Origin of the sequence: Klebsiella sp. MISC125 (assembly GCF_051131775.1) — a bacterium.
In the GTDB taxonomy this organism is placed as follows: Bacteria; Pseudomonadota; Gammaproteobacteria; order Enterobacterales; family Enterobacteriaceae; genus Klebsiella.
In genome coordinates this window covers 2,641,094-2,652,849 of record NZ_CP180448.1, presented here as the reverse complement: position 1 = coordinate 2,652,849, position 11,756 = coordinate 2,641,094, and the positions used below count along the sequence as shown (strand labels likewise).

Genomic DNA, 11,756 nt, shown 5'->3' with positions numbered 1-11,756 from the left:
TAGCGCTATTGCCCTGCACCGGGACAGAGTGACATGATGTTCCCGCCATCCCCTCCTTTATATACCCACTGACATCCTTCAGTCTGTTGCGCCGAAAATATCCCTGTAATGTCGGCGTCATGAAAACTCGTATCGCGTCACTCTCACAGGTAATCAACGCCGCCACTCGCGGCGTTATCCAGTTGTTACCGGCCGGCACCTTCCGTGCCGGCGACGGTCGCCCGGCTGAATGCCCTGACGGCTGGTTTATTGACGGCACTATCGCAGCCGCGCTCATCGCAGCGGCTGACGCCCGCCAGACCCCCTATGTCATCGACTACGAACACCAGACCCTGCGATCGGCGAAGAACGGTCTGCCGGCTCCGGCTTCCGGCTGGTTCAAAAAACTGGAGTGGCGCGAGGGTGTGGGTCTGTTCGCGGTCGATGTCGAATGGACTGACGCAGCCGCCGCCGCTATCGACGCCGGCGAATACAAATTTATTTCCCCTGTATTTCTTTACGACGCGACTGGTCTGGTCACCACGTTAATCAACGCGGCCCTGACCAATACGCCCGCCCTGGACGGTATGGATGAGGCAATGCTTGCCGCTGCTTCCCTCCTGGCCGCCACTTCAACTGAGGACACAACGATGGATGAATTGCTGGAACAGCTCCGCTGGTTCCTGGGTCTGCCGCTTTCGTCAACGGAAGCCGACATTCTCAACGAGCTGCAGAAGCTCATTAACAAAATTAAGGCTTCGGACAGCCAGGCTGCCGCCGGTCTTGCCTGGATTAACGGACTGGAAGCCAGCGTCGCTGCGCTGACGTCTCAGGTTGAAACCCCTGACCCGGTCCTCTGGGTCTCCGTTGAAGTTATGAATCAGGCGATCGAGCAGGCCCGCGCATCCGGTGAAGAGCAAATTGCTCAGCTGACGCTGCAGCAGTCCACCGACCTGATTCAGGCAGCATTGTCTGACGGTCGTCTGCTGCCGGCGCAGAAAGGCTGGGCGGAGGCGCTGGCCAAATCCAGCCCCGACAAACTCCGCGATCATCTGAGTAAACAGACCCGTATAGCGGCGCTCACCACCACCCAGACCGGTGGACGTCCGCCGGCTGGCCTGCCGTCCAGAACCGTCGATGCGCCGGAAGATGAGCTGAATCCGGCGGTGCTCAGCATGATGGGCCTTGATCCGAACGATTTTAAAGAGGGAAACAGCAATGTCTGATCGTAACACTCCCTGGCGTAATGGCGAGCTGGTCGCCGTGCCGGTGGCTGCGGCCACGATGATTTATGGCGGGCATATGGTCGGCCTGAATGCCAGCGGCCTCGCCGTTCCTGCTGCCGCCACGGCTTCCCTGACCATTTTAGGCGTCTCCGATGAGTACGCTGATAACACCGCCGGCGCGGCCGGGGCGACGTCGGTGATGGTCCGTCGCGGTAAAGCTTGGAAGCTGACCAACCTGTCCGGGGATGCCGTCACCCAGGCGGATGTCGGTAAATCCTGCTATGTCGCCGACAGCATCACCGTGGCAAAAACCAGCAATACCGATGCACGACCGGTGGCCGGTACCGTTATTGCCGTCGAATCTGACGGCGTCTGGGTTGAAATTTAAGGAGATCAGCCGTGATTGTTAACAAGCAGAACCTGAAAACCATCTTTACCGGTCTTAAGAAGACCTTCCAGAATGCGTTTGATCAGACCCCCAACGACTGGCAGCAGATTGCGATGGTCGTGCCGTCTGGCACCAAAGAAGAGAACTACGCCTGGCTGTCGCGCTTCCCGAAAATGCGTGAATGGTTGGGTGAAAAAGTAGTGAAAGCCCTTGAGGCGTTTAACTACACCATCCGTAACAAGGACTGGGAAGCGACTATCGAGGTCGATCGCAACGATGTCGAAGATGACACCATGCTGGGCTATGCGCAGCAGGCTCAGGGTGCGGGACAGTCTGCCGCAGAGCTGCCAGCCGATATCATCGGGCGACTGCTGAGCGGCGGGTTCACCAACCTCTGTTATGACGGGCAGTACTTCTTCGATACGGATCACCCGGTCGGTAAAGGGTCTGCCTCCAATAAAGGGACCAAAGCGCTATCGGCCGCGACGTTCGCCGCCGCTCAGGCGTCCTTCGGGGCCGCCCGTGCGGCGATGCGTAACTTCAAGGATGACGAAGGTGAAAGCCTGCGCATCCAGCCAGGACTGCTGGTTGTCCCGCCGGCACTGGAGGATATCGCCAATTATCTGATGACGGCCGATCGCTTCCCGGACAACACGCCGAACATCTACAAGGGAACAGCAAAGGTCCTGGTGTGGCCAGGGCTGGCAACCGACACCGAGTGGTACCTGTTTGACGTGACCAAACCGGTCAAGCCGCTGGTATATCAGGAACGTAAGAAGCCGGTGTTTGTCGAGCAGACCAACCTGGACAGCGACGACGTCTTCCTGATGAAGAAGTACAAATTTGGTGCCGAGGCCCGCTCTAACGGCGGCTATGGCTTCTGGCAGATGGGTTTTGGTTCAACCGGGGTGGATGCATAAATGCCTGAAATTACGATTACAGCAAAGCGCGACGGCTTCCGTCGCTGTGGTGTGGCACACCGTGATGTGCCTGTGACCTGGCCGGATGGCAGTTTTACCGAAGAACAGATCGCCATCCTGCGTGCCGAGCCGGCGCTGGTCGTGCATACCGGCGCGATCAGCGGCGATGACGACAAGCTGAAGGCCGCACTGGAACGCATTCAGGAGCTGGAGACCCAGCTGGAGGACGTGACCACTGACCGCGATCGTCTGCAGGCTGCGCTGGCACTTCAGACGGCGAGCCTGTCACCGGAGGCGAAGGGTAACGCTGCTGACGATACTGCAGCGGCTGAGTCTTCGGCTAAAGCGAAAAAGTAAGGAGCTGCTATGTACGCCACCCGGGCCGATATGGTCCTGCAGTTTGGCGAGGGGGAGTGTATCTCCCTCTCCGACAGGGATTTCACCGGTCAGATTGATGATGCTGTGCTTAACGGTGGCCTTCAACGGGCCTCCGCCGAAATCGACAGCTACCTGTCCGGCCGTTATCCGGTGCCTTGGCCAGATACGCCCGGGATCCTCGTGGATAAATGTTGCGACATCGCCCGGTACAAGCTGACCGGGGCGGAGACGCAGAACACCGAAGAGATCAGGGAGCGTTATGAACGTGCGATTCGTTATCTGGAGCAGGTTGCTAAGGGAAATATCACACTTGGCCGTCTGCCAGACGGTTCAGTGGCTCAGGGCGGGAGTCTGTCCCGCTTTTCCTCGAATGGCCGGGTTTTCGGGCGCGATGAGACGGGTGGAGGTGCATTTTGATTATCACGCAAATCGAATCCGCCATTATCGACAGGCTCACCCGGGGGCTCGGCAAACTGGTCCGCGAGGTGCATTCCTACAGTGGCGAACTCGATGGCGATCCTGCTGAGGTAGTGCGCCAGTTGCCGGGCGTCTGGGTCACCTTTGGCGGTATTCAGGGTACCGAGCTGCTCAGCACCACCCGTAATAAGTGGCGCGATACCGGGCGATTTGTGGTCATCGCCGGGTCGCGTAACGTGCGAAGCGACCAGGCAACCCGCCACGGCGGCCCGTCATCCGACGAGGTGGGTTCTTACCAGCTGGTGTATGCCATCCGTCGGCTGCTGGCGCGGCAGGATTTGGGGTTACCTATTGACCATCTGATGCCTGGCAAGGTGCGCACACTGTTTAACACGCAGGTACAAAAAGCCGCGATGTCCGTCTTTGCCTGTGAGTTTGACACCCGGTTTGATTCGGCATCACTGGAGAACGGGCGGTTTCCTCTGGCACCGGCAGACCTGCCGCCCGGTCATCCTGACCAGATTTTTGGCGAGTATGGCGGTGCCAGCAGCGAGGATGACCCGGCCTGGCTGACCACCGATTTGCAGTATTTCCTGAACGGCCGGGAGCCGTTCGCAGCAGAGGACATTATTCATCATGAAAGTGAAAGCCCGTGAGGGAATCCGGGTACCGCGCGAGGATAACGCCCGCCGGTACATCGAGCAGGAGCCCGTCGAGGTTCCTGAAAGCACCTACTATCAGCGCCGCCTGAATGATGGCGACCTGGTAAAAGCGACGGAGGCGACCGTTGATGTGACGGCCGCTGCAGCAACGACCGGCAAAGGAACTAAATAATGTCCAGCCCGAACATTTCTTTCGACAATATCCCGTCGAGCATCCGCAAGCCGGGGCAGTATTTCGAGTTCAACACGCGACTTGCGGTACGCACGTTGCCGGCGAATGCGCAGAAGGTGCTGATTGTCGCCCCGATGCTCGCCAGCGGTAGCCTTGATCCGCTTGTGGCCACCAGTGTCTTCAGCGCCGATGAAGCGGCGGTGTACTTCGGTTACGGTTCCGTTGCGCATCTGATGGTGGTGGCGGCCATCAATACCTATGCCTATCTCGATCTGACGGTCATTGGCATCAACGATGCCGTCGCCGGAAATGCCGCTGCCGGTACGCTGACCCTTACCGGGCCGGCCAGTTCGCAGGGTGTGGTCAGCCTGTGGGTGGGAAACACCCGCGTGGATGTGGCCGTCAGTGCGGCCGACACGGAAACGGTCATCGCCGCCGCCATGAAAACGGCGATCGACAATCAGCCGGAGCTGCCCGTCACCGCTGCTGTCGCCGCCGGCGTTCTCACGCTGACCGCGAAGAACAAAGGCGCGGCCGGCAATGGTATTCGTTTGCGTGCGCAGACCACCGCCAGCGGGACCACCACGGCGGTGGCAGCAATGGCCGGCGGGGATATTGACCCGGATATTGCACCGGCGCTGGCGAACGTCGTGGCTGCCGGTCACAACATCATCATCAGCCCGTTCTCCACCCAGACCACGCTGACGACGCTGCGTACCCATCTGGATTTTGTTTCCGGTCCAATGGAGCAGCGCGGCGCGATCGGCGTTGCTGGCTGGCCGGGAACGCTTGCTGCCGGGACCACGCTGGCGTCACAGCTCAACGGCGGGCGCATCACGCTGGGCTGGCATAACGGTTCCGTCATGCTGCCGGCAGAGATTGCGGCGGCTTATGGTGCACGTATTGCCAGCGAAGAAGACCCGGCCCGGCCGTTGAATACCCTGACGCTGGCGCTGGATGTGACAGACCTCGCCAGTCGTCCGGGACGAACCGAGCAGGAAAGCGCCCTGCATAACGGCCTGGTGCCGTTTGAGGTGGGGGCCGGTGAGACCGTGCAGATCGTCCGGGCCATCACGACCTACACCCGTAACGCCAGCGGCGTCGATGATGTGTCCCTGCTGGACCTGACCACCATCCGCACCCTGGATTACGTGCGTAAGGCATGCCGCGAGCGTATTGCGCTGCGGTTCCCGCGCAGCAAGCTCTCCACCCGCACGCCTCCACTGGTGAAAAGCGAGCTCTACGACGTGCTGCTGAAGCTGGAAGAACTTGAGATTATTGAAAACGTTGAGGCGAACAAGGACAAGCTGATTGTTGAGCGCGACAGCCAGGACAACAATCGCCTTAACGCCCGTATCCCGGCGGACGTGGTAAACGGCCTGCATGTGTTTGCCGGTGTCATCGACCTGTATTTATAAGGAGTTTTTAAATGGCACTTGAAGAATATGTGGGTGCGATCGTCCTCTACGTGGATGGTATGGAAATTGAGGTGACCGATATTCGTCCTCAGACGAACACCGGCCGCAAGCTGGTGAAGACCATGAACCGCACCGGCCGCGCCAAAGGGTATGCAAAAGGCATCGCCGAGCATTCATTGCAGATCACCGTCGTGATGCCGAAAAACGTCGCGCAGCCGGACTGGGATGAAATGGTCGGGTCCAAACTGACCACCATGGATATGGACGGCAATCCGCTGTACTCCTATCTGGACTGCTTCACCACCCAGACCGGTGAACAGTACAGCGTGGACAACGAAGCCCGTCGCGATCTCACCATTCAGTCACTGCGTAAGGTACAAGGCTAATGAAAGCATCAGGACAACTGCTCTACGGCGTCCCTCATGGTGACGTCATTCATTATGACTACACCGTGACCCTGCCGGTCATGAGGCATACCGTCAAGGCACTGGCTTCAACTATGGAGGCTCTGGGGGAAACCGATACGCCAGCGGCGTATGTTCACTACCGAGTAGCATTGCTGGCAGAAGTTATTGAATCTCTTGGCACCTTAAGTAGGGACGATATTACTGTGGATTTCCTTCTGGATAATCTCACAGAAGAGGATCTGGATATCCTTGATGCAGAGCTGGCCGGGCTTAAAAAAAAGCGGATGCTTGCTCAGAAAAGCTCACCGGCCTCCGGCGAGCAACCCTCATCCTCGGACGATTCGGCATCAGCGCCGACCGCATCGAAGGCATGACCGTCAGCGAGCTAACTCGCTGGCTGAACGACCTCGACGGGCTGCATGGCAGGAAGCCAACAGCCCGTGCACCTCATGTACGTTCCCGCAGGAAAAAGAAGGGGAAAAGGTAAATGCGCTCACTACAGCTTGCCATGACCCTGCTTGCCAGAGATCAGGGTTCTAAGGTACTGCGCCAGGCGTTATCTGATATTTTCAAACAGATTAACACCAATAAAAAGGCCGATGAAGATGCCGCCCGTACCCGTGAGCAGTCAACGCAGAGCGGTATCCGGGCCTCCCGCACCTTACAGCAGGAATATCAGAGGGCTGCGAGTGCCCGCTCAACATTAGGCATCCGTTCCGAGCGTGATATTCAGCGCGAGATAGCGCAAACACAGGGTGCTTATAATCGCCTGCTACGCACCGGCATGCTCACCGCCAATGAACAGACCCGCGCCTTTCGGGCGATGACCAATCAGGTTGCGCAACTGCGTACTGAGCTTAACGGTGCCGGTCAGTCAATGTCCCGGATGGAACGTGCCCGTATGTGGGGTGGAAATCTGACGGCGATCGCCGGGGGCGTTACTGCAGCGGCCATGATTATTAAAGACCCCGTACAACGGCAAATGGCTTATGAAGATAAAAATGCAGACATTGCCAACACCGGCTACAACCAATTGCCTCCCGAAGATCGTCTGAAAAAAATTCCGGTATTAAATGCGGCCATCAGGACAGCCGTCAGATTCGGTGGCGGTTTACCTGAGCAGGCTCAGGGTACCTTGCAATCATTGTTTGCCGGTGGTCAGGTCAGCAATGAAGTTGCTATGGGAATTTTGCCAGATGTTATGCGCTATTCAACAGCATCAGGCGCTAATCCCGAAGACCTGGCTAAGATTGCTTCTGCAGCTATCGCTAACTTTGGGATCAAGCCTGAAGAAATCCCAATGCTTTTCGACAAGTTGATACGTTCAGGGGAGAACGGTAGCTATGAGCTGGCCGATATGGCTCGCTCCATGCCAACCACTATGACCAAGGCTAAGTCGATTGGTATGTCTGGCCTTGCGGACGTCGATAAACTTGCAGCCTGGTATCAGGCGAACTCACTTACAGCGGGTGATAACAGTCAGGCCGCAACAAACGTCAATGCATATCTTGATAAAATCACCAGCGCCGACACTCAGAATGCGATGAAAAACTATAAATTCCGGGTGAATGGTAAAGTAATGAACTACACCGATTACCTGGCCCAACAGCGCATGAATGGCGTCAGTACTCCTGATGCGTTTATGGGCGCGGTCTCGGGAATCGTGTCGCAAGATAAGCGGGTACAGTCTCTCAGGGCGGATGCAAAGAAATATAAGGGCACAGACCGGGAAAAAGAGATTAACGCGGCGCTGGACGTCGTAGTCGCCTCAATCATTTCGAAAATAGTTGCTGATCAGCAAGCGCAGATGGGACTCAAAACCAGCATTCTGTACAAGGACTATATTAAAGAACAGCAAGCGGGAACCAGGGATGCCGAAGGTTCAGGTGCAGCTTCATTTAAAGTGAAGGCGTCCACGAATGCCTTCAAATCACAACAACTTGAGTCTGAGAAAGTGTTTGCTGAACAGGACGCCATGAAGCCCCTGGCAGATCTTTATGGAGATTTATCAACCAAACTTGTTGATTATGCCAAAGAGTACCCTCAATTAACCACTGCCCTGTCAGGTGCCACTACAGGCATTAAAGCAATGACGGCTGCTGCGGTCGCCTTTGCCACGCTCAATTTTCTCACCGGCGGTAAAGTCATCCCATCGTCCTCTCCGGTGCCACCTGGAAAATTACCGACAGGAGGTTCTGGTCCATGGGGATGGGGGGCTAAATTGTTTGGCGCAGGAATGTCTGCAACAGCAATCGCGACGTTCACCACCCGTGACGAAGACGAGGAAATTACTAATGGGCCGGCCAAATGGTCTGCCTTACGGTCCCGTTACAGTCAGGAGCGTATCGATAAAGCGAGAAAGCTTTATCAGCCCTGGTATCAGATTGGCAAGGGGTATGCCAGTGAGAACGAAGAGTGGTTATCCCGTCTGGATAAGGATGAGGCTAACGGCACGGTGCCTTCCTGGTGGACACCACCAACAGACATTCGCATTCCACAGTCGGTGAACGGCTACCCGGTACCACCGTTCGCCCAAACGCCGGCGCAGCAGCCGCCCATCAATATTACCACCAAACTTGAACTGGATGGCCGGGTCATTGCTGAGGCTGTGAATGAGGTTAACAACCAGTCAGCCATCCGTGGCCCGCAGGGAGGACCGCACTGATGGCATGGGAAACAGACCTGCAGGACGCCAGCTTCCGGGGTGTCGCCTTCGATATCATCAACACCCGCGACAGCATGCAGCGCGATATCGCCCAGCACGAATACCCGTACCGAGACGGAGCAAATATTGATGATCTCGGCGCTAAACCTCGCAGCCTGCAGTGTCAGGCGGTTTTCTTTGGTGACGACTACGAGAGCCGACTGCAGACGTTTATGGCGGCCCTCTATACACGTGGTCCGGGCGAGCTGATACACCCGGTGTTCGGGGTCATGCCGGACATGCTGTGCTACGTTTACCAGGTGAATCACGAGGCCGAGAACCCCGACTACTGCACCGTTGATCTGCAGTTCCTGCAGGATGGTCTGGATGTCGAGTTCTTTGTACGCGAGTGGCCACTCAGCCAGGCTGATGCCATCTTTAACCAGGCTCAGGGGATCCTCGATAACGCCGCGACGCTGCTGGATAACGCCATGAAGCCGCTACGAACGGCGCGGCAGTATCTGGCCCGGGCCAAAGCGCTGGGCGTGACGGCGCTGAATATGGTTGCGGTTCTGCGCGGCGATATCACCGGGTTTATCAGCAGCACCACCGATTTTGTGAATTTCCCGTCGGCCTTTATGAACGATATTCAGTCGGCCCTTAGCCTGCAGAGCTCAGCGGCGATGAGCTCCATCAGCAGCGACTCTGCCGTCTATGCGTCAGCGCCGGCCGTGGTCATCGCGGACTGGGCTGCGGTAAAAACACAGGCCGATGAAGTGGCCGCACTGCCGGCGGGTCTGGTCACCGGTGATGTAACGGCATCAGTCGAAATGCCGGCGAACGTGACCACCAGTGATATCCGCGAGCTCATCGCCATGACCATGATTAGCGTGGCCATCGAGCTGGCACAGCAGGCGTCAGACCTTCTTAGTGATGAGACCATTACGGCCTCGCTCAGTCCCGATGATATCAGCCTGATCGCCGGTGACGCCCGTCAGGCGGTACAGAACGCCATCGACAGCGTGCGCAGTACCTGGGCGGCGGAGATGGAAAACGTCAGCAGTTCAGCGACGTCGATCGCCCTGCAGTATCAGCCGGTGATTGATGGCCTGCGCGATACTGCGCTGTCCCTGCAGTCGATGGCTGTGGCCCTGATTAATGCCCGGCCGCCGATGATTCAGCGCACGGTGGCCAGCGCCACGAACCTGCACCTGCTGGCGCACCTTTGGTACGGCGACTACACCCGAGCCGGCGAGCTGAAGCTCCTTAATCCGTCCCTCCGGGACCCTAATCACATCATCCCGGGGGACGTGCTGAATGGCTACGCAGAATAAACAGGCCGCGCAGGATATCGACCTCGATAAAGTCTCTGTGATCGTCGGTGGTAAGGTGCATTCCGACTGGTCCGGCTATGGTATCGACAGCGACTTTCTTATCCCCGCCGATGCCTGGTCGATGCGTCTCGGTCTGCCTGCCGGCATCTTCCCTGAAGGCGTGGCCCGGGGCGTTCCTGTTCAGGTTCGCGTCGGGCCGGATGTGGTGATGTCCGGGCGCATAGACCGGGTTTCCCGAACCGTCAGTCGGGATCAGGTATCGCTGTCCGTCACCGGCCGTGACGGTGCGGCCATCCTGGTGGACTGCGCATCACCTTTGCTGACCAGCCGTCAGGCCAACCTGGAAGAAGTCATCGCCCAGGTCGTGCGGCCGCTGGGTATTAAAAACATCGAGCTGCACGCCGAGAGCTCGATCCGCAATGACAAAATCACCACCGAACCGGGCGAGCGGGCATGGGATATCCTGCTGCGGGCCTGTGCCGGTCGCGGGCTCTGGCCGTGGTTCCGGCCTGATGGCACGCTGGTCATCGGTGGCCCGGATTATACGGCTGCGCCGGTGGCCACACTGGTAATGCGCCGTTCGGGCAAGGGCAATAACCTGCTCAGCCTCACCGATGAAAGCAGCATGGAGCGCAGTTACTCGCGGCTCACCGTGCTGGCGCAGGGGCATGCACATTCGACTAACAACAAGAAAGAACTGGGGATAGTTGATGTTGACAGTGTGGCTACTGCGACTGTAGCAGAAGATGATGACACCGCGATCGAGATGGAAACCGGCATCGCCGAGACCGGACAGCATGGTCTGCAGTTTATCGTTGAGGATCCGACGGTCACGTATTACCGGCCGCAGGTGGTGGTTATGCATGACGCCGATGACCTGGACCAGGTCCGCTACCGCGCCCGCAAGATGATGGCCGATGCCCGCCTGGAGGGTTACAGCCTGATTGCCCGGGTTCAGGGCCACCGTACCAGCGACGGCGTGTTATGGGAGCCCGGGCAGCGCATCCACGTTATCAGCGAGCCTCACGGCATCGATGCCGTCTATTTTCTGATGGGGCGGGAGTTCACCGGCGGACGTCCGGGCGGTGCGGTGACCACGCTCAGGCTGAAAGAAGACGGTGTGTGGATACCCGACGCATGGCCGAAGAAGAAAAAGGCCCGCAAGGGACGGAAAAAGAAAAAACAGGAGACAGCGATAATCGATGTGGAACCAGGTTGATTTACGTATTCGCGCTGCGCTGCGTGGTATTCGTCTCGCGTTCAGGGGGCGTTTAACGCGTGTTAAAAACGATTTAACCATCCAGCAGGTGCAGCTTAAAGGGCTCGCCGGCGAGCAGCTGCAGGACGCCGAACTGTTCCAGCACTTCGGGTTTACCAGTTGCCCGCCTGCCGGCACTCAGTGTATCGTGCTCCCCATCGGCGGCCAGACGTCGCATTCGATCATCATCGCCACCGAGAATGGTGCGTATCGCCTGCAGGTGGCGAGCGGTGAAGTGGCCATCTACTCTGAAGAAGGCGCTTTTGTGCATATCAAAAAGGGCCGCATTGTCGATGTGGAGTGCGACGAGTACCACGTAAAGACAAAAAAATATACCGTGGAGGCAGAGGACTATGGCGTCACCGCCACCGCCGGCGCGAATTTTGAGACCCCACTGCTCAAAACCAGCGACCAGCTGGCCGACGGCAAATCGACCCTCGATGCGATGCGCGAGACCTATGACGACCATGACCACGATCATGGTGGCGATGCCGGCACCACGGATAAACCGAACCAGCCCATGTAACCCCCTCAATACCCACTGACACCTGTC

At 57.9% G+C, this 11,756-nt stretch carries 14 protein-coding genes; all 14 read left to right on the top strand.

What is annotated here, in order from left to right; translation table 11 throughout:
* Nucleotides 1-119 precede the first annotated feature (119 nt).
* The 14 genes from ACMYSL_RS12500 (at nucleotide 120) to ACMYSL_RS12435 (ending at nucleotide 11,729) form a co-directional block, all read left to right on the top strand.
* Nucleotides 120-1,205, top strand: coding sequence for a phage protease (locus tag ACMYSL_RS12500; RefSeq protein WP_434663175.1), 1,086 nt, complete (start codon nucleotides 120-122; stop codon nucleotides 1,203-1,205).
* Nucleotides 1,198-1,593 carry a hypothetical protein gene (locus ACMYSL_RS12495; RefSeq protein ID WP_434663172.1) on the top strand — a complete coding sequence of 132 codons (396 nt, stop codon included), beginning with the start codon at nucleotides 1,198-1,200 and terminating at the stop codon, nucleotides 1,591-1,593. Before ACMYSL_RS12500 ends, ACMYSL_RS12495 begins: the two co-directional genes overlap by 8 nt.
* A gap of 11 nt (nucleotides 1,594-1,604) precedes the next feature.
* Nucleotides 1,605-2,513: a Mu-like prophage major head subunit gpT family protein gene (locus tag ACMYSL_RS12490; RefSeq protein WP_064360188.1), complete on the top strand. Its 909-nt coding sequence runs from the start codon at nucleotides 1,605-1,607 to the stop codon at nucleotides 2,511-2,513.
* Complete coding sequence (locus ACMYSL_RS12485) at nucleotides 2,514-2,870, top strand: HI1506-related protein (protein WP_434663170.1); 357 nt, start codon at nucleotides 2,514-2,516, stop codon at nucleotides 2,868-2,870.
* A gap of 9 nt (nucleotides 2,871-2,879) precedes the next feature.
* Nucleotides 2,880-3,308, top strand: coding sequence for a gp436 family protein (locus ACMYSL_RS12480; RefSeq protein WP_117252886.1), 429 nt, complete (start codon nucleotides 2,880-2,882; stop codon nucleotides 3,306-3,308).
* Entirely contained in the window at nucleotides 3,305-3,964 is a 660-nt protein-coding gene (locus tag ACMYSL_RS12475; RefSeq protein WP_434663168.1) for a DUF1834 family protein, read from the top strand. The genes ACMYSL_RS12480 and ACMYSL_RS12475 overlap by 4 nt, the downstream gene beginning before the upstream one ends.
* Nucleotides 3,945-4,142 (top strand): DUF2635 domain-containing protein, encoded by a 198-nt coding sequence (locus tag ACMYSL_RS12470; RefSeq protein WP_117252888.1) that lies wholly within the window; start codon nucleotides 3,945-3,947, stop codon nucleotides 4,140-4,142. The genes ACMYSL_RS12475 and ACMYSL_RS12470 overlap by 20 nt, the downstream gene beginning before the upstream one ends.
* Nucleotides 4,142-5,560 carry a phage tail sheath C-terminal domain-containing protein gene (locus ACMYSL_RS12465; RefSeq protein WP_434663165.1) on the top strand — a complete coding sequence of 473 codons (1,419 nt, stop codon included), beginning with the start codon at nucleotides 4,142-4,144 and terminating at the stop codon, nucleotides 5,558-5,560. Before ACMYSL_RS12470 ends, ACMYSL_RS12465 begins: the two co-directional genes overlap by 1 nt.
* 11 nt (nucleotides 5,561-5,571) lie before the next feature.
* Complete coding sequence (locus ACMYSL_RS12460; RefSeq protein ID WP_434663163.1) at nucleotides 5,572-5,946, top strand: phage tail protein; 375 nt, start codon at nucleotides 5,572-5,574, stop codon at nucleotides 5,944-5,946.
* Nucleotides 5,946-6,341: a hypothetical protein gene (locus tag ACMYSL_RS12455; protein WP_434663160.1), complete on the top strand. Its 396-nt coding sequence runs from the start codon at nucleotides 5,946-5,948 to the stop codon at nucleotides 6,339-6,341. Before ACMYSL_RS12460 ends, ACMYSL_RS12455 begins: the two co-directional genes overlap by 1 nt.
* A gap of 113 nt (nucleotides 6,342-6,454) precedes the next feature.
* Nucleotides 6,455-8,632 (top strand): phage tail tape measure protein, encoded by a 2,178-nt coding sequence (locus ACMYSL_RS12450; RefSeq protein WP_434663158.1) that lies wholly within the window; start codon nucleotides 6,455-6,457, stop codon nucleotides 8,630-8,632.
* Nucleotides 8,632-9,945, top strand: coding sequence for a DNA circularization protein (locus ACMYSL_RS12445; RefSeq protein ID WP_434663156.1), 1,314 nt, complete (start codon nucleotides 8,632-8,634; stop codon nucleotides 9,943-9,945). The genes ACMYSL_RS12450 and ACMYSL_RS12445 overlap by 1 nt, the downstream gene beginning before the upstream one ends.
* Nucleotides 9,929-11,164 carry a phage baseplate assembly protein gene (locus ACMYSL_RS12440; protein ID WP_434663154.1) on the top strand — a complete coding sequence of 412 codons (1,236 nt, stop codon included), beginning with the start codon at nucleotides 9,929-9,931 and terminating at the stop codon, nucleotides 11,162-11,164. Before ACMYSL_RS12445 ends, ACMYSL_RS12440 begins: the two co-directional genes overlap by 17 nt.
* Nucleotides 11,148-11,729, top strand: a complete 582-nt coding sequence (locus ACMYSL_RS12435) for a phage baseplate assembly protein V (protein ID WP_434663152.1) — start codon at nucleotides 11,148-11,150, stop codon at nucleotides 11,727-11,729. Before ACMYSL_RS12440 ends, ACMYSL_RS12435 begins: the two co-directional genes overlap by 17 nt.
* The last annotated feature ends 27 nt before the right edge of the window (nucleotides 11,730-11,756 follow it).

Excerpts from the sequence above, each read along its gene's own strand:
- ACMYSL_RS12500 (WP_434663175.1), top strand. The coding sequence starts at position 120 with ATGAAAACTCGTATCGCGTCACTCTCACAGGTAATCAACGCCGCCACT.
- ACMYSL_RS12495 (WP_434663172.1), top strand. The coding sequence starts at position 1,198 with ATGTCTGATCGTAACACTCCCTGGCGTAATGGCGAGCTGGTCGCCGTG.
- ACMYSL_RS12485 (WP_434663170.1), top strand. The coding sequence starts at position 2,514 with ATGCCTGAAATTACGATTACAGCAAAGCGCGACGGCTTCCGTCGCTGT.
- ACMYSL_RS12480 (WP_117252886.1), top strand. The coding sequence starts at position 2,880 with ATGTACGCCACCCGGGCCGATATGGTCCTGCAGTTTGGCGAGGGGGAG.
- ACMYSL_RS12470 (WP_117252888.1), top strand. The coding sequence starts at position 3,945 with ATGAAAGTGAAAGCCCGTGAGGGAATCCGGGTACCGCGCGAGGATAAC.
- ACMYSL_RS12465 (WP_434663165.1), top strand. The coding sequence starts at position 4,142 with ATGTCCAGCCCGAACATTTCTTTCGACAATATCCCGTCGAGCATCCGC.
- ACMYSL_RS12460 (WP_434663163.1), top strand. The coding sequence starts at position 5,572 with ATGGCACTTGAAGAATATGTGGGTGCGATCGTCCTCTACGTGGATGGT.
- ACMYSL_RS12455 (WP_434663160.1), top strand. The coding sequence starts at position 5,946 with ATGAAAGCATCAGGACAACTGCTCTACGGCGTCCCTCATGGTGACGTC.
- ACMYSL_RS12450 (WP_434663158.1), top strand. The coding sequence starts at position 6,455 with ATGCGCTCACTACAGCTTGCCATGACCCTGCTTGCCAGAGATCAGGGT.
- ACMYSL_RS12445 (WP_434663156.1), top strand. The coding sequence starts at position 8,632 with ATGGCATGGGAAACAGACCTGCAGGACGCCAGCTTCCGGGGTGTCGCC.
- ACMYSL_RS12440 (WP_434663154.1), top strand. The coding sequence starts at position 9,929 with ATGGCTACGCAGAATAAACAGGCCGCGCAGGATATCGACCTCGATAAA.
- ACMYSL_RS12435 (WP_434663152.1), top strand. The coding sequence starts at position 11,148 with ATGTGGAACCAGGTTGATTTACGTATTCGCGCTGCGCTGCGTGGTATT.